This window comes from Streptomyces sp. NPDC037271 (genome assembly GCF_055603605.1).
In genome coordinates this window covers 32,147-57,415 of the sequence record NZ_JBVJVN010000015.1, presented here as the reverse complement: position 1 = coordinate 57,415, position 25,269 = coordinate 32,147, and the positions used below count along the sequence as shown (strand labels likewise).

Annotated in this window: 26 protein-coding genes and 1 pseudogene; 14 read left to right on the top strand and 13 right to left on the bottom strand. The window is 71.9% G+C overall.

Annotation, left to right across the window (positions count from 1 at the left end; translation table 11 throughout):
- Nucleotides 1–43 precede the first annotated feature (43 nt).
- Nucleotides 44–877 carry a class II glutamine amidotransferase gene (locus ACZ7G3_RS24050; RefSeq protein ID WP_470928189.1) on the top strand — a complete coding sequence of 278 codons (834 nt, stop codon included), beginning with the start codon at nt 44–46 and terminating at the stop codon, nt 875–877.
- Here the strand turns inward: ACZ7G3_RS24050 and ACZ7G3_RS24045 are convergent.
- Entirely contained in the window at nt 858–1,502 is a 645-nt protein-coding gene (locus ACZ7G3_RS24045) for a type III effector protein (RefSeq protein ID WP_426599036.1), read from the bottom strand. The genes ACZ7G3_RS24050 and ACZ7G3_RS24045 overlap by 20 nt on opposite strands.
- Before the next feature lie 128 nt (nt 1,503–1,630).
- Between ACZ7G3_RS24045 and ACZ7G3_RS24040 the strand changes: the two genes are divergently transcribed.
- From ACZ7G3_RS24040 to ACZ7G3_RS24025, 4 genes are all read left to right on the top strand, one after another.
- Entirely contained in the window at nt 1,631–2,068 is a 438-nt protein-coding gene (locus ACZ7G3_RS24040) for an Hsp20/alpha crystallin family protein (protein ID WP_426520176.1), read from the top strand.
- Between the two features lie 125 nt (nt 2,069–2,193).
- Entirely contained in the window at nt 2,194–2,622 is a 429-nt protein-coding gene (locus tag ACZ7G3_RS24035; RefSeq protein WP_426599035.1) for a DUF2267 domain-containing protein, read from the top strand.
- Nucleotides 2,623–2,692: 70 nt separating this feature from the next.
- A complete protein-coding gene (locus tag ACZ7G3_RS24030) occupies nt 2,693–3,139 on the top strand; it encodes a DUF2267 domain-containing protein (RefSeq protein WP_426599034.1) in 447 nt (148 codons plus the stop codon).
- 893 nt (nt 3,140–4,032) lie between these two features.
- Nucleotides 4,033–4,971, top strand: coding sequence for a TauD/TfdA dioxygenase family protein (locus ACZ7G3_RS24025; RefSeq protein WP_470928188.1), 939 nt, complete (start codon nt 4,033–4,035; stop codon nt 4,969–4,971).
- Nucleotides 4,972–5,021: 50 nt separating this feature from the next.
- On the opposite strand, the gene ACZ7G3_RS24020 is transcribed toward ACZ7G3_RS24025, so the two are convergent.
- The 4 genes from ACZ7G3_RS24020 to ACZ7G3_RS24005 all read right to left on the bottom strand — a co-directional run bounded on the left by ACZ7G3_RS24020 (nt 5,022) and on the right by ACZ7G3_RS24005 (nt 10,163).
- Nucleotides 5,022–6,845: a glycoside hydrolase family 2 protein gene (locus ACZ7G3_RS24020; RefSeq protein ID WP_470928187.1), complete on the bottom strand. Its 1,824-nt coding sequence runs from the start codon at nt 6,843–6,845 to the stop codon at nt 5,022–5,024.
- Between the two features lie 70 nt (nt 6,846–6,915).
- Complete coding sequence (locus tag ACZ7G3_RS24015) at nt 6,916–7,815, bottom strand: carbohydrate ABC transporter permease (protein WP_470928186.1); 900 nt, start codon at nt 7,813–7,815, stop codon at nt 6,916–6,918.
- 2 nt (nt 7,816–7,817) lie between these two features.
- The gene (locus ACZ7G3_RS24010; RefSeq protein ID WP_426599030.1) at nt 7,818–8,768 is read right to left on the bottom strand and encodes a carbohydrate ABC transporter permease; all 951 of its coding nucleotides are present in this window, start codon (nt 8,766–8,768) and stop codon (nt 7,818–7,820) included.
- A gap of 21 nt (nt 8,769–8,789) precedes the next feature.
- Nucleotides 8,790–10,163: an extracellular solute-binding protein gene (locus ACZ7G3_RS24005; protein ID WP_470928185.1), complete on the bottom strand. Its 1,374-nt coding sequence runs from the start codon at nt 10,161–10,163 to the stop codon at nt 8,790–8,792.
- 204 nt (nt 10,164–10,367) lie between these two features.
- On the opposite strand from ACZ7G3_RS24005, the gene ACZ7G3_RS24000 reads away from it, so the two are divergent.
- A complete protein-coding gene (locus ACZ7G3_RS24000; RefSeq protein WP_470928184.1) occupies nt 10,368–11,423 on the top strand; it encodes a LacI family DNA-binding transcriptional regulator in 1,056 nt (351 codons plus the stop codon).
- A 29-nt stretch (nt 11,424–11,452) separates the two neighbouring features.
- Here the strand turns inward: ACZ7G3_RS24000 and ACZ7G3_RS23995 are convergent.
- A pseudogene (locus ACZ7G3_RS23995) lies at nt 11,453–11,829 on the bottom strand (hydrolase); the annotation flags it as partial.
- A gap of 144 nt (nt 11,830–11,973) precedes the next feature.
- On the opposite strand from ACZ7G3_RS23995, the gene ACZ7G3_RS23990 reads away from it, so the two are divergent.
- From ACZ7G3_RS23990 to ACZ7G3_RS23980, 3 genes are all read left to right on the top strand, one after another.
- Nucleotides 11,974–13,461, top strand: coding sequence for an NCS1 family nucleobase:cation symporter-1 (locus tag ACZ7G3_RS23990; protein ID WP_470928183.1), 1,488 nt, complete (start codon nt 11,974–11,976; stop codon nt 13,459–13,461).
- A gap of 63 nt (nt 13,462–13,524) precedes the next feature.
- Entirely contained in the window at nt 13,525–14,265 is a 741-nt protein-coding gene (locus ACZ7G3_RS23985; protein WP_470928182.1) for an aspartate/glutamate racemase family protein, read from the top strand.
- 143 nt (nt 14,266–14,408) lie between these two features.
- Nucleotides 14,409–15,104, top strand: a complete 696-nt coding sequence (locus tag ACZ7G3_RS23980; protein WP_470928181.1) for a GntR family transcriptional regulator — start codon at nt 14,409–14,411, stop codon at nt 15,102–15,104.
- Between the two features lie 113 nt (nt 15,105–15,217).
- Here the strand turns inward: ACZ7G3_RS23980 and sigJ are convergent, their stop codons facing one another.
- Nucleotides 15,218–16,138 carry an RNA polymerase sigma factor SigJ gene (gene sigJ, locus ACZ7G3_RS23975; protein ID WP_470928180.1) on the bottom strand — a complete coding sequence of 307 codons (921 nt, stop codon included), beginning with the start codon at nt 16,136–16,138 and terminating at the stop codon, nt 15,218–15,220.
- Nucleotides 16,139–16,242: 104 nt separating this feature from the next.
- Here sigJ and ACZ7G3_RS23970 point away from each other — a divergent pair, with 104 nt between their 5' ends.
- Nucleotides 16,243–16,605, top strand: coding sequence for a hypothetical protein (locus tag ACZ7G3_RS23970; RefSeq protein ID WP_426520150.1), 363 nt, complete (start codon nt 16,243–16,245; stop codon nt 16,603–16,605).
- 115 nt (nt 16,606–16,720) lie between these two features.
- Here ACZ7G3_RS23970 and ACZ7G3_RS23965 read toward each other — a convergent pair whose 3' ends face one another.
- Entirely contained in the window at nt 16,721–17,650 is a 930-nt protein-coding gene (locus ACZ7G3_RS23965) for a GNAT family N-acetyltransferase (RefSeq protein WP_470928179.1), read from the bottom strand.
- 173 nt (nt 17,651–17,823) lie between these two features.
- Between ACZ7G3_RS23965 and ACZ7G3_RS23960 the strand changes: the two genes are divergently transcribed.
- Entirely contained in the window at nt 17,824–18,264 is a 441-nt protein-coding gene (locus tag ACZ7G3_RS23960; protein ID WP_470928178.1) for a hypothetical protein, read from the top strand.
- Nucleotides 18,265–18,417: 153 nt separating this feature from the next.
- On the opposite strand, the gene ACZ7G3_RS23955 is transcribed toward ACZ7G3_RS23960, so the two are convergent.
- Together ACZ7G3_RS23955 and ACZ7G3_RS23950 are read right to left on the bottom strand one after the other, a co-directional pair.
- Nucleotides 18,418–19,299, bottom strand: coding sequence for an SDR family oxidoreductase (locus ACZ7G3_RS23955; RefSeq protein WP_470928260.1), 882 nt, complete (start codon nt 19,297–19,299; stop codon nt 18,418–18,420).
- A 431-nt stretch (nt 19,300–19,730) separates the two neighbouring features.
- Nucleotides 19,731–20,138, bottom strand: coding sequence for a RidA family protein (locus ACZ7G3_RS23950; RefSeq protein WP_470928177.1), 408 nt, complete (start codon nt 20,136–20,138; stop codon nt 19,731–19,733).
- Between the two features lie 104 nt (nt 20,139–20,242).
- Between ACZ7G3_RS23950 and ACZ7G3_RS23945 the strand changes: the two genes are divergently transcribed.
- From ACZ7G3_RS23945 to ACZ7G3_RS23935, 3 genes are all read left to right on the top strand, one after another.
- Nucleotides 20,243–20,623 carry a winged helix-turn-helix transcriptional regulator gene (locus tag ACZ7G3_RS23945; RefSeq protein ID WP_426599020.1) on the top strand — a complete coding sequence of 127 codons (381 nt, stop codon included), beginning with the start codon at nt 20,243–20,245 and terminating at the stop codon, nt 20,621–20,623.
- Between the two features lie 306 nt (nt 20,624–20,929).
- Entirely contained in the window at nt 20,930–21,523 is a 594-nt protein-coding gene (locus tag ACZ7G3_RS23940; RefSeq protein ID WP_426599156.1) for a tellurite resistance TerB family protein, read from the top strand.
- Between the two features lie 93 nt (nt 21,524–21,616).
- Nucleotides 21,617–22,522 carry an aminoglycoside phosphotransferase family protein gene (locus ACZ7G3_RS23935; RefSeq protein ID WP_470928176.1) on the top strand — a complete coding sequence of 302 codons (906 nt, stop codon included), beginning with the start codon at nt 21,617–21,619 and terminating at the stop codon, nt 22,520–22,522.
- Between the two features lie 262 nt (nt 22,523–22,784).
- Here ACZ7G3_RS23935 and paaE read toward each other — a convergent pair whose 3' ends face one another.
- From paaE to paaC, 3 genes are read right to left on the bottom strand one after another with little or no spacing between them, the layout of a single operon-like run.
- Nucleotides 22,785–23,927: a 1,2-phenylacetyl-CoA epoxidase subunit PaaE gene (gene paaE / locus ACZ7G3_RS23930; protein WP_470928175.1), complete on the bottom strand. Its 1,143-nt coding sequence runs from the start codon at nt 23,925–23,927 to the stop codon at nt 22,785–22,787.
- A complete protein-coding gene (paaD, locus tag ACZ7G3_RS23925; RefSeq protein ID WP_470928174.1) occupies nt 23,927–24,442 on the bottom strand; it encodes a 1,2-phenylacetyl-CoA epoxidase subunit PaaD in 516 nt (171 codons plus the stop codon). Before paaD ends, paaE begins: the two co-directional genes overlap by 1 nt.
- Nucleotides 24,436–25,263: a 1,2-phenylacetyl-CoA epoxidase subunit PaaC gene (paaC, locus tag ACZ7G3_RS23920; RefSeq protein WP_426599016.1), complete on the bottom strand. Its 828-nt coding sequence runs from the start codon at nt 25,261–25,263 to the stop codon at nt 24,436–24,438. The genes paaD and paaC overlap by 7 nt, the downstream gene beginning before the upstream one ends.
- Nucleotides 25,264–25,269 lie beyond the last annotated feature (6 nt).

Genomic DNA, 25,269 nt, shown 5'->3' with positions numbered 1-25,269 from the left:
GCACCCCGCGCGGCACGCGCCAGGACCAGGGAGGCGGCAGACGATGTGCCGATGGCTTGCCTACTCGGGAACGCCCGTGCTGCTGGAGACCATCCTCTACCAGCCGCAGCACTCACTGATCGACCAGAGCCTGCACGCCCGGATGGGCGTCGAGACGACGAACGGGGACGGGTTCGGCGTCGGATGGTTCGGTCCGGAGATGACGACGCCCGCGATCGTCCGGGAGATCGGTCCGGCGTGGAGCAACCGCAACCTCCGGGAGATCGCGAGCCATGTCCGCTCTCCGCTGTTCTTCGCGCACATCCGGGCGTCGACGGGCAGCGCGGTGCAGCAGACCAACTGCCACCCGTTCCGCCACGGCCGCTGGATGTGGATGCACAACGGCGCGATCGCCGAGTTCCACCGCGTCCGGCGCGACCTCGCCCTGGCCGTCGATCCGCGGCTGTTCCTCGACATCGAGGGATCGACGGACTCGGAGATGATGTTCTTCCTGGCCCTCACGTTCGGCCTGGAGGACGATCCCCCGGCGGCCGTGGCGCGGATGGCGGGGCTGGTGGAGGAGATCGGCCACGAGCACGGCGTGCAGTACCCGCTGCAGATGACGGTCGCCGTGACCGACGGGCGGCGGCTGTGGGCCTTCCGCTACTCCAGTCAGGGCGCCTCACGGTCCCTCTTCTACAGCTCACGCGTGGAGAGCCTGCGGGCGCTCCATCCCGACCTGCCCTTCCTCCGGGAGGCATCCGACGACACCCGCCTCATCGTCTCGGAACCCCTGGGCGATCTGCCCGGTGTCTGGAACAAGGTGCCGGAGAGCAGCTACGGCGTCGTCCAGGCCGAGGGAGACGCCATGCTGCCCTTCACTCCGCTGGCGGCCTGAGGCGGCGGAGCCGGTCGGCGTGGTCGGCGAGGCTGTCGACGCGGGCGGCCAGCTCGGGATGGTGAGCGGCGAGATGAGGGCGGGCGCCGCTCAGCGGGCCGACGAGCCCGGCGGCGTCGTCCTGGCCCAGCGCCCGTACGAGCGGCGTGCGGGCCTCGGCCGGAAGGCCGGCCAGGGCGGTGATCTGGCCCGCGAGCTGGCGGAGGTCGGCGGCGTTGCCACGGGCCCAGGTGGTGACGGCGCGGTCGGCGGCGCGGCGGTCCCGGGTGGCCTGGACGCGTTGTTCGCCGGTGGTGCCGGGAGCTCCGGGGCGCAGGCGCAGGTAGCGCCGTTCGGCGGCCTGCCGGCTGGCCACGCCGAGGGGGTGGGCGAGGTCGGACCAGCTCGCGCCCACCTCGCGGGCGGTTTCGATCAGTCCCGTCTCCCATCCCGCGAGCTGGTCGCGCACTTCGCGCAGGAGCAGCAGCGCGGCCAGGGCCTGGTCGGAACTGACCGGTGAACCGGGCTGTGCCGCGGGCTGCGGTGCCTGGGCGGTGCGCACGGCCTCGTCGATGGCCGCCAGCGCCGCCTCGGCGGCGGGGAAGGACGCGGGCCGGGCCCCGGCTTCCCGCTCGTCTGCGGTCATGGGTCACCTCCGTTCGATCGTGTCACCCGACGGATGACGCCATCACTTGTCATCGTTTCGATGACATGCTACAAGAAAAGCAGGAAGCAGCGCATGAGCGGTTCTGCTCGAAGTGGAGGTGTTTCCCGATGCTGATGCGCACCGACCCGTTCCGTGAGTTCGACCGGGTCGCCCAGCAACTGTTCGGCAACGCGTCCGGCACCTGGTCGCGGCCCACGGCGATGCCCATGGACGCCTACCGCGAGGGCGACGCGTACGTGATCGCCCTCGACCTGCCCGGTGTCGACCCGGACGCGATCGACATCGACGTCGAACGGAACATGCTGACCGTCCGGGCCGAACGCCGTCCCGTCACCAAGGGCGAAGACGTTCAGATGGAACTGTCGGAACGTCCCCTGGGTGTCTTCTCCCGCCAGGTGATGCTGGCCGACACCCTCGACACCGAGCACATCAGTGCCGACTACGACGCGGGCGTTCTCACGCTGCGCGTCCCGATCGCCGAGCGGGCCAAGCCGCGCAAGATCTCGATCGGCACCGGCCCGGACCGCAGGGAGATCCCGGGCTGAGGCGGAGCCGCCCTCCCGGTGGCGGAGGGCGGGAACCGCCCACGGCGACTCCCGCCCTCCGCCCCTGCGCGGGCACGTCGGCACGTCGGCACGTCGGCACGGAACGCCAGGCAAGGAGGACCCCGATGGCCATGCGGTGGGAAGTGTTCCTCGACCATGTACAGGACCGCGGCGAGTACCCGACCCGCACCGAGGCGGAGCGTGCCGCGCGCACCGTGCTGGCGCTGCTCGGCGCACACCTGGTCGGTGAGGTACGGGCCGAGCTGGCCGCCCGGCTCCCGGAGACCTTCGCCCTGATCCTCCTCAACCCGCTCCAGGCCGCCGAACCCCTCTCCCCCGAGCGGTTCGTGCGGGCCACCGCGGCGTGGATCGAGGGGGCCACCGAACAGACCGCGGCCTGGGACGTCGGCGCCGTGCTCAGCGTGACCGCCGACGCGGCGGGCGAGGAGCTGACCCGCCGCATCCTGCTGCAGCTCCCGCCCGGATACGACCTGCTCATGGGCCGCCCGCAGGACACCACGGCCCCGAGAACGGCCCGCGCGTCCGGTGACTGACACGACCGTGTCCGCCGGCCGCCGGCCACCCCGTCGAACAATCCCATGAACGAGAAAGGCGTCTTCACCGATGCAGTCCAAGACGGCCCCGGCGACCCTCACCCTCACCACCGAGCCGGCCATGTCGTTCGGCCAGATGCTGGAGCAGGTCCGCTACAACGGCGCGTACCCCACCCGCGAGCGGGCCGAGGAAGTCGTCTCCGCCGTCCTCGCCGCCCTCGGCCGCCGCGTCACCGGCGAGGAGCGCGTCGAACTCGCGGCCCGGCTCCCCCGCGAAGCCGCCCGGATCTTCGCCTCCGAGATCCCCATGACGGACTCGCTGACCGGCTGGGCCTTCGTCCGGGACCTCGCCGCCCGCACCGGCGGCAGCCTCGCCACCACACGCTGGGACGTCGGCTCGGTCCTGGGCGTCGTCGCCCACCTCGCGGGGCCGGCCCTGCTGGACCGCATCCTCGACCGTCTCCCCTCCGGGTACGCGATCCTCTTCGGACGCGCGGAACTCACCCAGGCGGCCTGACGTCCGTGCCCCGGGGCCGGGCCGGGCCGCGCCCGGAACGGGACGGCGGAACCGGCCCGCGCCGCGCACCGCGTCGAGCGCGGCGGCACACGGCGCGGGCAGCGACCGTCCGGGGCGACCGCGGTGACCAGCGTGGGCGGGCCCCGGCCGGCGTGTCAGCCGCCCCGGCCGTCTTCCGGTACCGGACCGAGGAGCCGGGCTGCGCAAGGCGCGCGCTCCGCGTAGGCCTGGTCGGCGGTAATCCGGGCGGGCGCCTGCTGGACGGCCGTGCACGGCGCCGTCGCCTCGGGCTGGTTGGGCCGCACTCCCCCGGCTCGACATCCCGCGGCGACGTCGCCGCCACGGGCGCCATCGGGCGTTCCTGTTCGTGGGCGATCCACGTACAGCGGATCCCCGGTGGCCGCCCCTGCGCCGGGCTCCTGTCCCGGTCCCGCCTCCTGGGAAACACCACCGCTGACACGGCCGTTGCGCCTCCCTGGCGCGAGACCGTCCTGATCAGGACGGTGAGGCATGTCTCCGAACACCGCGCGCCCGTTGACAGGACCCCTGGAAGATCACACAATCGGGCCATGACCCGATACCGGTTCGAGACGACGGCGGAGCCTCTGCGCGTGCCCGATCGAACCGGATGTGAGCGCTCCGGCCGATAGCCGGCTGTCTCCGAGCCGAAGGCTCGACCCGCGCCGCGTACGGAACGAATCGGTCTTCTTACCGGAGAAGTTCCGGAGCACGTCCGTTTCCCAGGACATCCGGCACGGCCGCACCGCGTCATCCTCCACGGCTGCCGACAGGCGACATCTCACCATGTCGCTATGCCGCCGTATCGCCGATGCGCTGCCGAGCCGCCGCCGGGGCCTGGTCAGACCACCATTGCATGTGAAGGGGAGGACTCCATGACCGTCACGACCGCCGGTCCGGCCGCCGGCCTGCGCGAGGCCCGCATCCCGGGGGACGGGATGTACGAGGGACGGCGCGTGCTGCGCCGGCTGCCCGAGGGATGGGAGGAACGGCCCTACGAACTGTTCGAGGTCGTTCCGCAGGCTCGCACCATCGGCGCCGAGATCAGGGGCGTCGACCTCTCCCGCCCGCTCTCCCCCGCCCTGCGCGAGCAGCTGAACCGCGCCCTGCTGGAGTGGAAGGTGCTCTTCTTCCGCGCCCAGCACCTCACCTCCGACCAGCAGCGCGACTTCGCGGGCAACTGGGGCGAGCTGGAGACCAATCCCCTGCTCGCCGCCGGCTCCAGCGAGGACGTCGTGCGCTTCGACAAGGCCGACGGAGCCACCCCGACGTACGAGAACGTCTGGCACACCGACGTCACCTTCCGCGAGCGGCCCGCGCTCGGCGCGGTCCTCCAGCTGCGCGAGGTCCCGCCGTTCGGCGGGGACACGATGTGGGCGGACATGGCGGCCGCCTACGACAACCTCCCCCAGGAGGTGAAGGACCGCGTCGACGGCGCCCGGGCCGTGCACGACTTCATCCCCGGCTTCGCCAGGTTCTACGGACCCGAGCGGCTGATCCCGCACCAGGAGCTCTTCCCTCCCGTGGAACACCCCGTCGTGCGCACCCACCCCGAGACCGGGCGGCGCATGCTGTTCGTCAACGCCTCGTTCACCACCCACATCACCGGCATGGACCGTGACGAGAGCGACCGGCTGCTGCGCTTCCTGTTCCAGCAGGCGCATGTCCCCGAGTACCAGGTGCGTTTCCGCTGGCAGCCCGGCGACATCGCCTTCTGGGACAACCGCGCCACGCAGCACTACGCCGTGGGCGACTACGGTTGCGACCGCCGCGTCGCCGAGCGCGTCGCCATCGAGGGCGACCGTCCCTTCTGACCGGCGCGCACCCGGGCCGGAGACTGCCGTCCGCCTCCGGCCCGGGTCCGCTAGGCCGGGTCCTGTTCCTCGATCGCGGCCGGGCGCAGCTGCGCGGCACGGATGCGGGCGACGTCGAGTTTCACGCCGCGGTCGAACCGGTAGATGCCGTTCTGCTCCTGGAAGACGTCCGTCAGCTGGGTGTAGCAGTAGCCGAACATGTCACGGTCCTCCAGCAGGACCCCGGTCAGGCCGCTGAACCGCTCGTGGAACTCGTCCTCGTCGCGGACCCGTTCCCCGTAGCCCCAGGACACGGTGCGGTCCTCGCCGGACCGGTCGGCGGCCGCCTCGGGGTCCCACCAGATGCCGCCGAACTCGCTGACGAAGTACGGCTGTCCGCGGTACGGCTGGGAGTACGGGGTGCCGCTCTCGTGGGCGTTGACGAAGGGGGTGTCCTTGGCCAGGCCGGACATCAGCTGCCGGAAGACGGCCGGGTCCTGCTCGTAGCTGTGGGAGTCGTAGATGTCGGTCTCGGCGACCCGGTGCGCGTAGCCGGAGGCGTCGATGACCGGACGGGTGGTGTCCATGGCCTTGGTGGCCAGGAACATCGCGCGGGTCACGGCGTCGAGCTGGGTGACGCGGTCGTGCAGCTTCTGGTAGGTCTCGTTCAGCGGGCACCAGCCGATGACCGAGGGGTGCGAGTAGTCCCGTTGGAGGGCCTCCAGCCACTGGCCGACGTAGGAGGCGTCGGGCTGCTGGTTGTCGCCGGAGGAACCGCCCGTCTCGCAGCCCCAGTCGCCGAACTCGCCCCAGACCAGGTAGCCGAGGCGGTCGGCATGGTAGAGGAAGCGCTCCTCGAAGACCTTCTGGTGCAGCCGGGCCCCGTTGAAGCCGGCCGCCATGGCCAGTTCGATGTCCCTCACCAGTGCCTCGTCGGTCGGGGCGGTCATCAGCCCGTCCGGGTACCAGCCCTGGTCGAGGACGAGACGCTGGAAGAGCGGCCGCCCGTTGAGGAGGACCGCCTTGCCGCGCAGGCCCACGGCGCGCAGCCCGGCGTAGCTCTCCGCGCCGTCGACCACCTGCCCGTCGGCGTCGAGGAGTTCGAGGCGCAGGTCGTACAGGTGGGGGTCGTCGGGACTCCACTCCCGTCGCCGGTCCTCCGGTACCGGCAGGTGGAGGCGTGGGGCCAGGTCCAGGTCGGCGCGGGCCTCGGCGCGGCACACCTCGCCGTCGGCGTCGCCGAGGACGGCGCGTACCCGGTGGCCTGGACGGTTGGCGGACAGGGGCAGTTCGAGGTGGAAGGCGGAGCCGGCCAGGTCGGGGGTGATGCGGGGCCGGCGCAGGTGCGCCTGAGGGACCGGCTCCAGCCAGACGGTCTGCCAGATGCCGGTCACCCGGGTGTAGTTGCAGTCGTGGTTGGCGTACTTGACGGCCTGCTTCCCGCGCGCCTGCGGGCCCGACTTCGGGTCGCGGGCGCGGACGGTGACCACGACCTCCTCCCCCGACCCGGCGACGTCGCCGAGGTCGGCGGTGAAGGGGGTGAAGCCGCCGCGGTGCCGGGCGACCTCCCTGCCGTCGGCCCACACGGTGGTGTCGTAGTCGACGGCGCCGAAGTGCAGCAGCACGCGGCGCCCGGCCCACGCCGCCGGCAGGGTGAGGACGCGCCGGTACCAGACGGCCTCCAGGAAGTCGGTGTCCCCGACGCCGGACAACTCGGACTCGGGCGGGAAGGGTACGAGGATCTCGCCTCGCAGTTCCCGGTCGAGCAGACCGCGTTCCAGTCCGCTGTCCCCCCGGTCGGTCTCGAACTGCCAGGCGCCGTTCAGGTTGAGCCAGTCGCGGCGCACGAACTGCGGTCGCGGGTACTCCGGGCGCGGTGCGGAGTGAGTGGGCACACATGCTCCAGTCGATCGGTGGGCCGGCGCGGGAGCCGGACCCGTGTGTACGGCTGTGGGGGGGCGTGGTTCAGGAACCGCCGAGGCCGGTGGTGGCCACGGAGTTGACGATGCGGCGCTGGAAGAGGAGGAAGACCACGATCAGCGGCAGCGCCGCCAGCAGGGCGGACGCCATGGACTGCGCGTACACGATGCCGTAGGAGTCCCTCACGGTGGCCAGGCCCACCGGGAGGGTCATCAGGTCCGGGTCGTTGGTGACGATGAACGGCCACATGAAGTTGTTCCACGCACCGATGAAGACGAAGATCGCCACCGCGGCCACGATCGGCCGTGAGAGCGGCAGCACGACCGACCGGAAGACCCGGAACTCGGAGGCGCCGTCGATGCGGGCCGCCTCCTCCAGTTCCCTGGGGACGGCGTCGAAGAACCGTTTGAGGATGAACACCATCATGGGGGCGACGACCTGGGGCAGGATGACCGCCGCGTAGGTGTCGACCAGGTTGAACAGGAGCATCTGCTCGAACAGCGGCACGACGAGCAGCTGCGGCGGGACCATGATGGCGGCGACGGTGACGGCGAGCAGCGCCCGGCGCCCGCGGAACGTGCCGCGCGAGAAGCCGTATGCCGCGAGGGTGGAGACCACGACGGTGATCAGCGTGACCAGTCCGGCGATCAGGAAGCTGTTGAAGGCCCAGACGGCCACGTTCCCGCGTTCGAGGATCTGCTGGTACGCCTCCGTCGTGAAGGCGCCTTTGAACGGGGAGAGGCCGGGGGTGTTGACGTCCTGCTCGCTCTGCAGCGAGGTGGCGATCGCCCACAGGAACGGCAGCAGCCAGACGGCCGCCAGGACGGCCAGCGCCGTGCCGGCCAGGACGCGGGGCAGCCGGCCGTGGCCGAGGAGCAGGGGTGCGCCGGTCTCTTCGCGGGGCGGGCGGCGCCGCGGGCGGAGGGTCGTTGCGGTTGCGGACACGGTCAGTCCTCCTGCCGGAAGAGGCGCAGCTGCACGAGCGAGACGACGATGACGAGCGCGAAGAAGAGGTAGGAGATGGCGGAGGCGTAGCCGAGCCGGTAGCCGGTGAAGCCGACGTCGTAGACGTACTCCAGGACGGGGCGGGTCGAGCCGCCCGGACCGCCCTTGGTGAGGATGTAGATCTGGTCGAACACCTTGAGCGACGCGAGGATCTGGAGCATGGCCACCAGCGCGGTCGTCCTGCGCAGTTGCGGCAGGGTGATGGACCACAGGCGCCGCCACGCGCCGGCCCCGTCGAGCGCCGCCGCCTCGTCGAAGGTCGAGGGCAGGGACTGGAGTGCCGCGAGGTAGAGCAGGAAGTTGAAGCCGACCGTCCACCAGACGGTGAGGGCGGCGACGGACCACATGGCGACGGACTCGTCGGACAACCAGCCCACGGGTTCCATCCCGAGGGTGTCGAGGAGTTGGTTGCCGAAGCCCAGTTCCGGCTGGTACAGCCAGGTCCAGATGAGGGTCACCACGGTCACGGGCAGCAGGTAGGGGGCGAAGAACGCCAGCCGCCACGCCCACTGTCCGGCGAGCCCGCTGTGCACCAGCAGCGCCATCGCCAGCGGGACGAGCACCAGCGGCACGCTGGAGATGACGGTGAAGAAGAGCGTGTTGCCGAGGCTGCTCCAGACGTCGGGGTCGCCGAGGGCCTCGGTGTAGTTGTCGAAGCCGATGAAGCTCGTGTCGCGCAGGGCGAGCGAGGTGTCGGTGAAACTCATCCAGAGCCCCTGCACGATCGGCCACACCATGAAGAGGCCGAAGACGAGCAGGAACGGCAGGACGAAGACGATCCCGGAGCCCGGGGTAACGCGCAGGCGGCGCAGGACGGCGCGGCGGCGGCCGCCCGCGCGGCCCTCGGGCGGGTCGGTCCGCGCCTCGGCGCCGAGGGGTGCGGTGGTGGTCACGTCGGTCACTCCTTCTGCTGGTCAGGCCACCGGGTTGGGCTGCCGCAGCAGCGCGTCCGCCTCGCGGACCATCTGACGTACCGCCTTCTCGGCGGACGTGTTGCCCAGCAGCGCCGACTGGAGCGGCTGACACATGCGGTTCTGGAAGTTCGACCCGGCGCCGGCGAACCAGTTGGGCGGGTCGAGCACCGCCACCTCCGCGGCGTCCGCGTAGGAGGACTGCGGTTTCAGGGCCGCGTACTCGGGCTCCGCGAGCACGGGCCGATACGCGGGGATGTGGCCGGCGCCCGCCCAGGTGAGGCTCCGCTTGAGTATCTCCGCGACGTACCGGTGGGCCTCGCGGCGCCGTGCCGGGTCAGGGTCCTTCTGGTGCGGAAGGACGAAGCTGTGGCTGTCGGTGTAGACGGCCGGCTTGTCGAAGACCTGCGGGAAGGGCGCGGCGCCCAGCGGCATGCCGGACTTCGCGAGGGTGGGCAGCTCCCACTCCCCCAGCATCGCCATGCCGCCGCGGCCGCCGGTGAAGCCGGCCACCGACCCGTAGTAGTCCAGGTTGTTGGGGTTCGTGCGGCCGTCGAACAGCTGCCGCATGAACGTGACGACGCGTACGGCGGCGTCGACGTCGATCCCTGGCGGACCGCCGTCCGGCAGGGTGAACTCGGCGCCGGTCTGGGCGTAGAGGCCGGCGAACAGGCGCCAGTTCTGTGCCGTGTCGGTGACGTGGCCGAACAGGATGCCCGCCTGGCCGGTCGCCTCGGCGAGGGCCTTGCCCGCGTCCAGGAGGGCTTCCGGCGAACCCATGGGAGCCAGCTCGCCCGAGGAGTCCAGGAGGCCGGCGGTCTCCGCGGCCTCCTTGTCGTAGAAGACGATGAAGGGGTGGACGTCGAGCGGGATCGCGTAGACGGTCCCGTCGTGCTGGGTCCGTTCCCAGACCGCCGGCGTGAAGTCCTTCCGCGTGACGCCGAACTCGGCGAGCAGGTCCAGGTCGAAGGCGTCCACCAGGCCGCCGGGAGCGTAGCCCGCCAGCCGGGACAGATGCATGGCGGCCACGTCGGAGGCCCGGCCGCCGGCGGCCGACATGGCGAGCTTGGTGTAGTAGGACGGGCCCCAGTCCAGGATCGTGCGGTCGATGTCGAAGCCCTCGGACCCCTTGGACCCCTTGGACACCGCGTCGATCATGTCGTCCATCAGCATGCCGTCGCCGCCCTGGAACAGGTCCCAGACGCTCAGCGTGGACGTCCCGGAGGCGGCGGCCGGTACGGCGCAGCCCGACAGCGGGCCCGCGGCGAGCAGGGCTCCCGCTCCGGTCATGGTGTGACGCAGCAGCCGGCGGCGGCTGAGACGGCGTCCCGGGTCGGACGCCGCCGGCACCCCGTGGGCAGGCAAACGGGAACTCATCGCGGACCTTTCGACGGCCGGACGCTCATGCGGTGGCTTGTTTTTTACATCGATGTACATGGGCTGTAAAGAGGTGGGGACGGGGTTGGACCGTGGTGACGGCGCGACCGGGGTTGCACCGTGGTGTCAGGCCGGGCCTGCGATCGGATCCGTGCGGTGCCGGGACATAGACTCGGCAGCCGCGGGAGAGGCAGGGAGGTCTCGGTGGCACGGCCCAGGATCAAGGACGTCGCACGTCATGCGGGCGTTTCGGAGAAGACGGTGTCCAATGTCATCAACGACTACGCCCATGTGTCCGACCGGACCAGGAAGGTGGTCCGCGAAGCCATCGAGCAGCTCGGGTACCGGGTGAATCTGGCCGGCCGCCACCTCCGCAAGGGCCGCACCGGCATCATCGCCCTGGTCGTTCCCGAACTGGACATCCCGTACTTCGCCGAGCTGGCCCGGCACGTCATCCGCGAGGCCGAGCAGCGCTCCCTGACCGTCCTGATCCATCAGTCCGGGGCGGACCGCGCCCACGAACTGGCGGCGCTGGCCGGTTTCGGCTCCACCTTCGTGGACGGAATCATCCTGAGTCCGCTCGCCCTGACCGCCGCCGACCTGCGCGATCGCGTGGGCGCCCCGCCCACCGTGCTGCTCGGGGAGCTGCTGGAGGAGGGCGCCGACCATGTGGCCATCGACAACGAGCGTGCCGCACGCGAGGCGACCGCCCACCTGATCGGTCTCGGGCGCCGCACCATCCTCGCCGTCGGCGGGCGCGACGACTCGGGCCTGGGGACCGCCGAGGCCCGCACGCGCGGCTACCGTGCCGCCCTGTCGGAAGCGGGCATCGCCTACGATCCGGCCGCCCTGCTGCCGGTCGACTCCTTCAGGATGCCCGACGGCGCCCGGGCCGTGGCGCGGGCGCTGCGCGGCGGCGCCCGGCCCGACGCGCTGCTCTGCCTCAACGACCAGCTGGCGCTGGGCGCGTTGCGTGCCCTGCACGAGCACGGGGCCAGGGTGCCGGAGGACGTCGCCGTCGTCGGCTTCGACGACGTGGAGGGCGGACGGTTCTCCGTACCCACGCTAAGCACGGTGGCTCCCGACAAGGCGGCGGTGGCCAAGACCGCCGTACAACTGCTGCAGCGCCGCATCGAGGAAGCGACGGCACCGGACGGCGTGAGTGCCGGCAGCGAGTCCGGCGTACTGTCGCCCCAGGACCGCATCGTGGCCCACCGGCTCGTCCTGAGGGAGAGCACGGAAGGCCACCAGCGGCCCTGACGGGGTGGTCGGACCCGTGGCCAGTTCATGTGGGCCTCGGCGCGGCCGGCGCTCACGAAGGATGCCCCGGACGGGGAGTTGCGCTCTCCCGTCCCCCGGTCCCGCAGGGTGTGGCGGCCGTGCGCGAGCCGTGGGCTGACGTACCGCACCGCCTCGCCGACGCGGATCGAGTTGTGGAAGCCCACCCGCTGCTCGGGGCCCCGTCGACGCTGATCGCCGCGCAGCCGTTGCCCGTGTCCTTGGCGGAGAGCAGGGCGATGCGAGTACCGGTGATGGAGAAGGCGGCCGTGGCACCGGCCCGGTCGCTCCAGTGGCCGTCGCTCCAGAAGCACTGGGCGGCGCAGCCCGTTCCGCAGTTCCAGGCACCGCTGTAGGTGACGCCGCCGGGGCCGCTCGAACGGCCGTCGCCCAACCGCCCAAAAATGGTATTCCATTTGCCGCAGACCTCTTGACGGTGCTGTTCGGCGAAAACTACGTTCTGTTCATCGAAAAGCCGCTTCCGCTTTGCGGAACTCTACGACTCCCCACACCCTGATCCCAGGAGTCCCGTATGACTGCCCTGGAAGACCGCCGCTCGCCCGCGGAGACCGGCGACACCGCCACCAGCTCCAGCCTCTACACGTACGACCTGGCACCCACGAAGAGGGAAGGGCGCCGCTGGGGCGCCTACAACGTCTTCACGCTCTGGGCCAACGACGTGCACAGCCTGGGCAATTACGCTTTCGCCATCGGGCTGTTCGCCCTCGGACTGAACGTGTGGGGCATCCTCGCCGCCTTCGCGCTCGCGTCGGTCCTGCTCTTCCTGCTGCTGACGCTGTCCGGGTTCATGGGGCACAAGACGGGTGTGCCGTTCCCGGTGATGAGCCGCATCGCGTTCGGCGTCAAAGGGGCGAAGATCCCGGCCGCCGTCCGAGGCCTCGTCGCCATCGCCTGGTTTGGTATCCAGACTTATCTCGCCGCCGCGGTACTGAGCACTCTCCTGGTGGCGATGTTCCCCGGCCTGGCCCGCCTGGACACGAACTCCCTGCTCGGCCAGTCGACGCTCGGCTGGATCACCTTCCTGGTCCTGTGGGCCCTGCAAGTGCTCATCGTGAGCTACGGGATGCAGATGATCCGCCGGTACATGGCCGTCGCGGCGCCCACCACCCTGCTCACCATGTGCGCCCTCGCGGTGTGGATGTTCGTCCGGGCGGACGGCTCGGTCTCCCTGTCCAACGGCGAGCCGCTCACCGGCGGCGCGATGTGGCTCCAGGTGCTGCAGGCCGCCGCCCTGTGGGTCGTGATCTACGGGACGTTCGTCCTGAACTTCTGCGACTTCACCCGGTCCGCGAGGAGCCGCGGCTCCATCGTCCGCGGGAACGTGATCGGCATCCCGGTGAACATGCTCTTCTTCGCCGGCATCGTGGCGGTCCTCAGCGGCGCCCAGTTCCGTCTCGACGGGCAGGTCATCACCAGCCCGACGGACATCGTCAGGACCATCCCCCACATGTTCCTGCTGGCCGTCGCGTCGCTCGCCCTCATCGCCCTGACGGTGGCGGTGAACCTGCTGGCCAACTTCGTGGCGCCGATCTACGCCCTGGTCGACCTCTTCCCCCACCGGCTCGACTTCCGCCGCGCCGGTCTGGTGAGCGCGGTCCTGGGCCTGGTCATCACGCCGTGGAACCTCTACAACAGCCCGGTCGTCGTCAACTACTTCCTAGGCGGGCTGGGCGCCCTGCTCGGCCCCCTCTTCGGCGTGATCATGGCGGACTACTGGCTACTGCGGAAGTCCCGCGTGAACGTGCCGGCCCTCTACACCGATGACGCGGGCGCCGAGTACCACTACCGCCGCGGCTACAACCCGCGGGCCGTCGCCGCCTTCGTCCCCAGCGCCGCGATCGCCGTCGTCGTCGCCCTGGTGCCCTTCTTCCACGCCGCGGCCGGGTTCTCCTGGTTCGTCGGCGCGATCATCGGCGCCGTGCTGTACGCGGTCATCGCCGACCGCGCCTCGCCGATCCGCGACGTGGACGGCGAGACCATCGCCGTCGCCGCGGAATAGCTCCGCCACCGTCGCGGGCCGTCCCACCCGAGCAGCAGGCCCACCCGAGCAGAAGGCCCACCCATGCGCATCCTCGTGGTCAACGTCAACACCACGCAGTCCATCACCGACGCGATCGGCGAACAGGCGGCCGGCGCGGCTTCCCCGGGCACCGAGATCGTTCCGCTCACGCCCTCCTTCGGCGCGGAGTCCGTCGAGGGCAACTACGAGAGCTACCTCGCCGCGGTCGCCGTCATGGAGACCGTCCGCGCCCACCCGGAGCCCTTCGACGCGGTGATCCAGGCGGGATACGGCGAACACGGCCGGGAAGGGCTCCAGGAACTGCTCGACGTTCCCGTCGTCGACATCACCGAGGCCGCGGCGAGCACCGCGCAGTTCCTGGGCCGCCGCTACTCCGTCGTCACCACCCTCGACCGCACAGTCCCCCTGATCGAGGAGCGGCTGGAGGTGGCCGGACTGAGCGCCAGGTGCGCCTCCGTACGCGCCAGCGGGCTTGCCGTACTCGACCTGGAACAGGACGAACAGACCGCTGTGGACGCCATCACCGAACAGGCCGCGCGCGCCGTCGAGGACGACCGGGCCGAGGTGATCTGCCTGGGCTGCGGAGGCATGGCCGGTCTCGCCGAACGCGTGGTGGAGCGTACCGGGGTCCCCGTGGTCGACGGGGTCGCCGCCGCCGTGACGGTCGCCGAGTCGCTGGTCCGCCTCGGCCTGTCCACGTCCAAGGTGCGCACCTACGCGCGTCCGCGCCCCAAGCGGATCCTCAACTGGCCCCCGAGGGCGGCCGGGGGGCGCGTCCCGTGACACATCCGGTGCCGTCCCTCGTCCCCGGTCGGCGGCCCGCCACGGGGCACGCCGGCCGCGGGGTATTCTGACGGGTCGCCCGACCGACGCTCCGCACCGGCGCGGTCTGCGACTCGGAACGGGACCACAGACGAAGGACGGCGATGGCTGCGTCACAGGGCTTCATGCCCGAGTCCGAGCGGGTCACGCGGCAGTTGCGCGACGAGATCATCGACGGTGCGCGGCGGCCGGGCAGCCGCCTGGTCGAGCGGGAACTGGCCGAAGCACTCGGCGTGAGCCGGCTGCCCGTCCGGGAGGCCCTCAAGACCCTGGTGTCCGAGGGGCTGGTGACTCCGCGACCGCGGACGTGGGCGGTGGTGCGGGAGTTCACCACCAGCGACATCGCCGATCTCGACGAGGTCCGTTCGGGCCTGGAGACCCTCGGCTTCCGGCTCGCCGCCCAGCGGCACACACGCGCCGGGCTGGAGAGGCTCCGCGCGACGGTGGACGCCGAACTGGCGGCGGCCCGCGCGGGCGACGCGGTGCGGGCCCGCCGGGCGGCGGCCGACTTCCACCAGACGGTCATCTCCCTGGCGGCCAACGAGTTGCTCAACGAACTCGAGCACGTCCTGCGCAGCCGGCTGCGATGGCTCATGGGCCAGCACGACGACCTGCTGGGCGTGGCGCTGGAACACGAGGCCCTCTACCGGGCCATCGCGGAGCGCGACGTCGAGCGCGTACAGGCCCTCGTCCTGCACCACCTGGCGACGAGCCGCAGCGCGGCCCTGGGGCACCACGCTCAGGAGCAGCCGGAGAGCCGGAGCCAGGCGGTACCGGAGCAGGGGCACGGGGAGTCCTGACCGCGGCTCCCGGTGACTCGCCGGCGGCGCTGTCGCCCGTCCGCGAACGGAAGCGCCGGGTGAAGGCCCGTTCGGTCAGGGCCGTCCGCGCGGGCCGGACGGCGGTGGTGACATCACGACTCCCCGGACGGGCCCCGGCCGTCCCGCACCCACGGCCGCAGCTTCTCCGGATTGCGGACGACCCAGATCCGGGTGACGCGGCCGTCGGCGACCTCGAACGAGGCCACCGTCACGACGGCGCCGGCACGCCGGGCCACCAGGCCCGGCACACCGTTGACCGACCGCTGCAGGAGTTCGAGCCCGGGAGCCTTGTCGGCGATGGCGGCCATGTACTGGGCGATGCGCGCGCCGCCCTCGATCGGGCGTAGGGCGGTACCGGCCATGCCGCCGCCGTCGGCGGTCATCACAGCGGCCGGGTCGAGGAGGTCGACGAGGGCCGCGATGTCCTTGGTCTCCCACGCCGCTTTGACCTGCCGTACCGCGTCGGCCTGCCCGGCCGCGGTCGCCGGAGCGCGGGCGCCGCGCGCCCGCCGCCGGGCGGAGGCCGCTAGCTGCTTGCAGGCCGCGGGGGTCCGGCCGAGGACGTCGGCGATCTCGGCGAAGGGGTAGCGGAAGACGTCGTGCAGGACGAAGGCCACCCGCTCGGCGGGGGTCATCGACTCCAGGACGACGAGGAAGGCCATGGACACCGATTCGTCCAGGACCATCTGGTCGGCTGGGTCGGTGCCATGGCCGTGCCCCCACTCGGCGCGGTCGGGCAGCGGGTCGGGCAACCACGCGCCGACGTAGCGTTCCCGCCGGGCCCGCGCCGAGCCGAGCACGTCCAGGCAGACGCGGCCGGTCACCGTCGTCAGCCAGGCGCCTGGGGACACGATCTCGTCCCGCCGGCCTTGTGGCAGCGCGTACCACCGCGCGTAGGCCTCCTGCACGGCGTCCTCGGACTCGGCCAGTGAACCGAGCAACCGGTAGGCGACATTGATCAGTTGGCGTCGCTCACCGGCTGTCCCATCGGTGCGCGCGCCGGCCGTCCCCATACTCCCGACCGCCTCCTCGCCTTACCTTTCGCAGGCCCGCGTCGTCGGGCTGGTGAGACCTTACCGATCTACCGCCCCCGGGCGGAAAAGAAGGGGACCGTGACATGGCAGCCTCGGCAACGACACATCGCCGCTACTCGTTCCTGCGGATCGCGATCGCCCTGCAGACCCTGACCATCTTCCTTCAGGCGGTCTCCGCCGGACTGCTGATGTCCTCGTCCTACGGAGAGACGCTGCACAGTGCCGGAGCCCGCGTGATGTACGGGGCGTCGATGCTGTACGTGCTCGCGGCGGTGCTGGCGTGGAAGCCGGGCGGCGGCTCGCCCCGGCCCATCTGGAACGCGTGCGGCTTCCTCGTCCTCGCCTCGGTCCAGGTCGTGGTGGGCATCGCCCACATGTCGTCGGTCCATCTCCCCCTGGGTGTCCTGATGTTCGGACTGAGCGTGCTGGCCCTGGCACGGCGCTGAGGTCCGCCACCGGGGGCGGTGACAGAGCGTCCCGGGACGGTGGCAGGGCCCGCCGGGCAGGGCCTGGGCCGGGTGTTACTCGTCGGTGACGGCGGACGGACGCGTTCGGCGGCCGTCAGGCGATCACGGCCTCCCAGGTGTCGACGGCGTAGTGGACCGTCATGCCGTGGCGGCCGTACAGCCGCGGGGCGCCCGTCGCGTTCTCGGTGTCGACACCGAGGCCCACCGTGTCCCGGCCCCGAGCGGCGAAGTGGGCGAAGGCGTGCCGGAGCAGGAACGCGCCCAGGCCGCGGCCTCGGGCCTCGCGCAGGACACCGATGCTGCGGATCCAGCCCATGGCCTCGCGGTCGTCCCGGGCCAGCAGGAACCCGGCGTCGCCCAGGTCTTCGGTGCCGGCGATCCAGACCAGGGACCAGTCCAGCCCCTCGGCGTGAATGTCGTTCAGCCAGAGCCGGTAGTCGCGCGGCTGGAAGTCGAAGTGGTCCGCGAACGCCTGCTGGTACAGCTCGTACACCCGGAGCCGGTCGGCCTCCGTGGCGCAGGCCCGTATCCGCACTCCCGCCGGGACGTCGGGCGGGAGGTCGCTCGCCGGGTCCACCGCTCGGCGCAGTACCTGATGACGCCGTACGACGCTCCAGCCCCGCGCCTCGAGGAGTTCGGTGTCGGTCGTGGGCCGGGCGGCGAGGTGCAGGTGGACGACGGCCCGCGCGGCTCCGTTGGCCCGTGCCACGGCCAGGGCGCGGGCCTCCATGGCCGCCAGCATGCGCAGTCCGGTCCGCTGGTGGTCGGGGAGCACGTAGTGGTCGATGTCGATGCGCTCTCCTCCCGACTCGTCCCACAGCAGCCCGTACGCCACCAGCCGGCCGTCGTCGAAGGCCAGCCACGAGTCTCGCGCCAGGTCCGTCCGGGGGTTCTTCAGGTCGGCTTCGACGGTGTGCTGGTCGGTCTCGGGCCGGCCGATCTCGATCCGGTCGATCTCGTTGAGGAGGTCGGTGATGGCGGGGGCGTCGGCGAGGGTGGCCGACCGCAGGGCGGCAGGGGACATGGGGGCAGGGTCGTGTGCGCCGTGGGGTGACCGCAACGGGTTTTCCGCCGGCCGCGCTGTCCACGGTCCGTCCTCTTGCCGATGCCGGTGACGATCCGGGCACGTAGGGCGGCGAACCGCGGGCATACGGAGGTCCCGAGGCCCTCTCCGTCGCCGACCAACGGGAGTTCCCTGTGACGCCGAGCCTGCGGACCGCCCGCGCGTGCCGTGCCGCCGCCGCCCTCCTCCTTGCCGCCGCCGGATACGCGGCCACCCACCACCCCTGGCTCGCCCTCCCCGGCCTGTACGCCGCCGCCGTGTTCGCGTGGTGCGCGGCCCGCGCCCGGGCCGGGCACCGGCTGCTGGTCGCGCGGGCGCAGCGCGCCGAGCGGCTGGCACGCCCGCGCCGCCGGCGGCCGCTCAGTACCGATCTCCCCGTGTGCTGCGCGTTCTGGCAGCGCTCCGACGGCGCGGGGCACGGCCCGGAGTGCACCCGCCCCGCTGCCGCCCGCGTCCCCCTCCGCGCCGGGTGCTGCGAGCGGTGGTGGACGTCTCTGGGCGCACAGCACGACGCGGGGTGCCGCCATCGTGCCGGCGCTCGGGACGGGGGCCGGACCCGCACGGGGCCGCGGTAGGGACCGGCGGTCGTCCGCCCGCCGGACGTCTCGGCGTACTTCTTCCGCAAGGGACCGGACCGGCCGTGGCAGAGATGTCACGGCGCCGGTGGGGGCGGGCCGCCGGGCCCGTTGGGGGAAGAACCCCGCGGCCCACGCGTGCCTGCCACCGTGTCAGCGGGTGTCCGTCAGACCGCCGGTGACGGCGATGACCTCGCCGACGGTGAAACTGGAGTCCGCGTCGGAGGCCAGGTACACGTACGCGGGAGCCACCTCCTCCGGCTGGGCGACCCGCCCCATCGGGGAAGAGCTGCCCAGGTTGGTCAGATAGTCGTCGGGGAACCGCTGCCCCGCCAGGTTGAGCACCGTCCAGGTCGGCCCCGGGGAGACGATGTTGGCGCGGATGCCGCGCTCGGCGAGGTGGGGGGCGATGGACTTGGTGAAGACGACCAGAGCTGCCTTCGAGGCGGCGTAGTCCATCATCATCTCGCTGCCCTTGAGCGCCTCCTCGGACGCGGTGGCGATGACGGCGTCGCCGTGGGAGAGGTGCGGCAGGGCCGCCATCACCAGGTGGAAGTAGGCGTAGACGTTCGTCTTGAAGACCCGGTCGAAGTCCTCGGCGGTCAGGTCGGAGAGGCTGTTCTGGCTGTTGAGGAAGGCGGCGTTGCTGACCAGGACGTTCAGGCCGCCCAGCTCCGCGACGGTGCGTTCGACGGCGTCCGCGCAGAAGGCCGGCTCGCACAGGTCGCCCGGCAGCAGCAGGCAGGTGCGGCCCTCCTTCTCGACCGCTTCCCTGGTCTCGTCGGCGTCGCTCTGCTCCTCGGGCAGGTAAACGATGGCGACGTCGGCCCCTTCGCGGGCGTAGAGCACGGCGACCGAACGGCCGATCCCGGAGTCGCCCCCGGTGATCAGCGCGACCTTTCCGGCGAGCTTCCCGGAGCCCCGGTAGTTGGCGGCGAGGTAGCGCGGGCGCACTTCCATCCGCTCTTCCAGGCCGGGGCGCTGCTGGCGCTGGAACCGGTAGGGCGGAGAGAGCTCCGCCTCCTCCTGGGGCATCGCCGGACGGTCGAGCGGTCCGTCGCCCGTTCCCTTCCTCTCCACCATTACTGGCCTCCATACCATCGCCTGCGCGGTCGGCGCCACCGGCCGGCGGCGCCCAGCAGTCGCCTGTCCCGAGCGCGGACACGCAAACAAGCCACGTCCGGGGCCCGGGCGAGCAGAGCCGGGCGGGCGGGTCTCCCAGCGGCTCACGGGAACCGGTCGGCCCGGTCCGTCAGGAGACCGCGGTCAGGACCGCTGTCAGGACCGGGGGCGGTGCGACGGACGGTCGCGCCGTGCTCGAAGTCGCGGACGGCGGACCGGGGACGACCCGAGCAGACGGAGCACGCCTTCGGCCGCTCGCTTCTGTCGGGTCGGCCGCCCTCTCCCCTGCCGGCCCAGTGCCGAGCCGGCGGGAGGAGAGGGCGGTCGGGCCGCGGAACGGCTGTTCAGTCGATGACCGCGGTGACCTCGACCTCGATCAGATGCTCGGGCACGTCCAGCGCCGCGACGCCGAGCAGGGTGGCCGGCGGTGCCGCGGTGACCCCGAGCTTCGCCTTCCCCCGGGCGATGCCCTCCAGCAGTTGGGGCATCTTGTCGGGGGTCCAGTCGACGACGTGGACGTTCATCTTCGCCACGTCGTCGAAGGAGGCGCCGGCCTCGGCCAGGGCGATGCCGACGTTGACGTAGCACTGCTCGGCCTGTGCCGCGAGATCGCCTTCGCCGACCGTGGTCCCGTCGGCGTCCCAGGCGACCTGCCCCGCGACGAAGACCAGCTTCGATCCGGAGGCGATCGACACCTGCCGGTAGACGTCGATCTCCGGCAGTCCGGCGGGGTTCACCAGGGTGATGGCCATGACTTCTGTCTCCTTGCCCTTGCGGTCTCTTGTGGTTACTCGGGAACCGTAGGAGAGTGACCGCTGACATGGAAGAACGCACTTTTCAGTGACTGGGGAACCCGATGGTGACCAAGCAGTTCACCGGCTCGCCCGACGACGCGGACCTGACACGCGCGGACTCCCTGGCGCGGGAGATCTTCTCGGACATCGCCAACAAATGGGCACTTCTGATCATCGAGGCGCTGGGTGACCGCACCCTGCGCTTCAGCGAGTTGCGCAACGAGATCGAGGGCATCAGCCACAAGATGCTCACGCAGAATCTGCGCATGCTGGAGCGCAACGGGCTGGTGGAGCGGTGCGTGCATCCCACCGTGCCGCCGCGCGTCGAGTACACCCTCACGGAACCGGGTCAGGGACTGCGGGAGACGACACACCACATGTGCGACTGGACCCACCGGTACCTGGGCCACATCGAGGCCTCCCGTCGCAGCTTCGGCCCCTGACGGGCGGGGCACGGTTCAGCGTCCCCGGCGCGGGGGGAGCGGGAAGCGGAGTGGGGAAGCAGCGCGCAGGACCCGGCAGCGGCCGACGACGCGTTCAGCCGGGCCACAGGTCACGCTCGCTCGTCCAGCAGACCGGCCGTCAGCTCCTGGCCGCACCGCCCGCTACGCCGCCGTGAGACACTTTGCCTGGTCTTTGCCTTTCGGGAACCACGTGGCCCCCGGGTGCGTTCATCCTGATAGCCGCGAGAAATCGCGGCCGAGGACCAAGACGGATACGCAGCAGCAACAGAAGCCGAGGTGGCACGAGTGGCGATGTGGGACAAGATCAAGGACCAGGCCAAGACCTTCCAGCAGTCCCAGGGCACTCGGGGAGCGAGCGGACCCGGGCAGGGACCGCAGGGGCATCAGGGCTACCAGGGCCCTCAGGGTTCCGGCCGGCCGGGCTCGTCCTCCGGCGGCTCCAAGGCCCAGCTGATCGGGATGTTCAAGACCCAGCTCGCATCGGTCAAGACCGAGCTCAAGAGCGGCGCCTACCGGGACGCCAGCATGGCCATGTGCGCCCTGGTCGCCGCGGCCGACGGGCAGGTGGAGCCGGCGGAGCGGCAGCGCGTGGAGGAGCTGATCGTCTCCAACGAGGTCCTGCAGAACTTCCCGGCGGACCAGCTCCGCCAGCGGTTCAACCAGCATGTGGACCGGCTCGTCGGCAACTTCGAGCTGGGCAAGAGCGAGGCCCTGCAGGTGATCGCCAAGGCCGCCAAGAAGCCCGCGGAGGCCCGCGCGGTCATCCAGACCGGCATGGTCATCGCCGGGGCCGACGGCGTCTTCGAGCCCTCCGAGCAGTACGCGATCCGCGAGGCCTGCACCGCGCTCGGCGTGCCGCCCTCGGAGTTCGGCGTCTGATCCCGTCCGCTCGCGGACGGGAACTCACGGACGGGAACTCGCGGACGGGAAAGCGTTTGACGGCCGTCGGCGTCGAAGGCTCGGATGGGGTCCATGAGTTCAGGGCAGCAGACGCATCCGGGCCGGTACCCTCTCGACGTCCGTCTCGTACGGCGGCTGGTCGAGGGACGGTTCCCGCAGTGGACGGGGCTGCCCGTCGAGCGCTTCCCGTCCGGTGGCACGGTCAACGCGATGTACCGGCTGGGCGACGACATGGTCGTACGGCTGCCGTTGGTCGAGGGCGGTGCCGGGGACGTGCTGGCGGAGCGGAAGTGGTTGCCCCGCCTGGCGCCCCTTCTGCCCACCGCCGTCCCCGAGGTGCTCGGGGACGGCGAACCGGCCGAGGGGTATCCGTGGCCGTGGTCGGTGTACCGGTGGCTGCCGGGGGAGATCCCCGAGGCCGGGGCACTGGACGAACCCGCGCTGCTGGCCGGGGACCTGGCCGGGTTCGTGGCGGCGATGCGGCGCGTCACCCTGCCGGGCGCCCCGTGGGCCCATCGCGGCGGCCCGCTCGCCACGCTCGACGAGCCGACGCGGGCCGCGATCGGGGAACTGCGCGCTCGCCCCGAGGAAGGCTTCGACTACGACGCCCTGACCGCCGTGTGGGACGACGCGCTGCGGGCACCGGCGTGGGACGGACCACCGGTCTGGCTGCACGCCGACCTGATGCCGGGCAATCTGCTGGTGGACGGCGGCAGACTGTCCTCGGTGATCGACTTCGGGTGCATGGGAATGGGCGACCCGGCCTGCGATCTCTTCCCGGCGTGGAATCTGCTGCCGGCCGGTGCGAGGACGGTCTTCCGCGAGGCGCTCGGTGTGGACGAGGCGACGTGGAGACGCGGCCGGGGGCGGACCCTGTCGCAGGCACTGATCGCGTTGCCGTACTACCGGGAGACCAATGCCGCGATGGCCGGCAACGCCCGGCACGTGATCCGGGCGGTGCTGTCGGAGGACGGCTGACCAGAGCCTCTTACGGCGCGGTCCTCACACCCTCGACCGGGTTCCGGGCCCGCTCCCGCACGGCGGCCGTGACGGGCGGCCGAGTCCGCCCGGACGCGGCCCCTCCCGGAGGCGTACGGCGCGGGGCGGAGACCGGGCTCGTAGGAACGAACGCCGCCGTTCCCCGTGCCCTTACGTGTCCCCCGTGTCGACGGCACCGCAGGACGCGGCGATGGCCGTGCCGACCCCGCCTGAACCCGAGGCACAAGAGGGTGACGTCCGCTCAGCTGTCGTAGTCCACGGTCAGCTTCTCGGAGACCGGGTACGACTGGCAGGTCAGGACGTAGCCGGCGTCGACCTCGGCCTTTTCCAGCGCGTAGTTGCGGCGCATGTCGACGCTGCCGTCGGTGACCAGGGCCCGGCAGGTGCCGCATACGCCGCCCTTGCAGGCGAACGGCAGGTCGGGCCGGGTCTGCTGGGCGCCGTCGAGGACCGGCCGCTCCCGGGAGAGGGCGGAGGTCGTGGCGCGGCCGTCCAGGACGACGGTGACCTCGCTGACGGGCCCCCGCGGGCCGGCCTCCTCGTGACGGACCTCCCGCACGGGCTCGTCGTCGGCGTGGAACAGCTCCCGGTGGACCCGGTCCGCCGGGACGCCGAGGCCGGTCAGGACCCGCTGGGCGTCGGCGACCATGCCCTGCGGGCCGCACAGCCACCAGTGGTCCGCGCTCTCCACGTCCACCAGGGAGTCGACGAGCGCCGCCAGCCGTCCGGCGTCCAGGCGGCCGGAGAGCACCTCCGCCTCGCGGGGTTCCCGGGAGAGCACGTGAGCCAGGTGGAAGCGGCTCGGATGGAGGTCCTTCAGGTCGGCCAGTTCATCGGCGAACATCACCGTGTCGGTGCGGCGGTTGCCGTAGAAGAGGGTGACGGCCGAACGGTCGTCGGCGGCCAGCACCGACTCGGCGATGGACACCATGGGTGTGATGCCCGAGCCGGCCGCGATCAGCACATGGTGGCCCGGGGTGGTCAGGTCGGGCGTGAAGCGGCCGGTGGGAGCCATCACCTCGACGGTGTCGCCCGGACGCACCTCGCTCACCAGCCACGCCGAGAACAGGCCGCCCGGCACCACCCGCACCCCGATGCGCGGCGTCGAGCCGGCCGGCGCGCAGATCGAGTACGAACGGCGCTCGTCCCGGCCGTCCACCTCACGCCGCAGGGTGAGCGACTGGCCGGGCGCGAAGGCGAACTCCTCGGCCAGTTCGTCCGGGATCTCGAAGCTCACGGCCGCCGCGTCCGCGCACAGCCGCTGGACGGCGGCGACGCGCAGGCGGTGGAAGGCGGGACGGCGGCGGGCGCGCGCCGGCGACGCCGAACCGGACGCGGTCGCCGAGCCGGACGCGGTCGCCGAGGCGGGGGCGGTCGGGGCCATCAGATCTCCTTGACGTACTCGAACGGCTCGCGGCAGGACCGGCAGCGCCACAGCGCCTTGCAGGACGTGGCGGCGAAGCGGGAGGTCTCCTCGGTGTCCGCCGAGCCGCACCGGGGACAGGACACCGCGGGCCGGGTGGGCGACAGGACGAGGGCGACCGGGCCGCGGGGGGCGGCGCCGGGCGGGGCGATGCCGTGCTCGGCGAGCTTGCGGCGGCCGGCCCCGGTGATCCAGTCGCTGGTCCAGGGCGGATCCAGGACCGTACGGATCTCCACGCGCGCGAACCCCGCTTCCCGCAGCCGGGCGGCGACGTCCGCCCGCATCTCGGCCATGGCCGGGCACCCGGAGTACGTGGGAGTGAGGCTCGCGACCACGGTGCCGTCCCCGGTCACCTCGACGCCGCGCAGCACACCGAGGTCGGCGAGGGTCAGCATGGGCAGCTCGGGGTCGGGCACCTGCTCGGCGACGTGCCGCGCGCGGCGGGCGTCCAGAGGTGCGAGGCCACCGGTCACCATGTCGCCTCCGGGTGGGCGCGGGCGACGCCCTGCAACTCCGCGAGGAGCGGCGCCAGATGCGGGGTGTGCTCGCCGGTACGGCCGGAGCCGGGCAGGGGCCGGTACACCGGCAGGGTCAGTCCGGCCGCCTCGGTGACCTGGCGCAGGTCGTCGGCGACCTCGTCCCGTGCGTCGTACGCCGTGTGCAGTTCGCCGAGGTACGGAGCGACCTGGTCCAGCGCCGCCCGCGTCCTGCGGTGCGACTCGTCCGTGCCGTCGCCCAGCCGCACGGCCCACTCGGCGGCGTACTGCCGGTGGTACGTCAGCTCCTTGACGCCCTTCGCGGCGACCGCGGACAGGACCGGGTCGGGGTGGGTCACCAGCCGCTGGAAGTGGGCCAGGCGCCAGCTGGAGAGCACCAGCAGCCGCACGATCGCGAAGGCGAAATCGCCGCCGGGCAGTTCGGCCAGGGTCACGTTGCGGAAGTCGCCGGCGTCCCGGAAGTAGGCGTAGGCGTCCTCGTCGCGGCCGGTGCCGTCGGCCTGGCCGGCGCGCGAGTAGAGCAGGCGGGCCTGGCCGAGGAGGTCCAGGCCGATGTTGGCCAGCGCCACCTCCTCCTCCAGCTCGGGCGCGCGGGTGACCCATTCGGCGAGCCGCTGCGCGCTGACCAGGGCGTCGTCGGCGAGGGCCACGCAGTCCGCGGCCAGTTCACCGGCGTCGACGCCCTCGGGCACGGCGGTGTCGACGCCGTGCAGCGGGTCCTCGAAGCCGGTGCCGTACGCCCAGCGGGTGTCGTCCTCGTGCCCCTCGGCCAGGCTCAGGTAGACGTGGTCGTCACTCATGCCCTG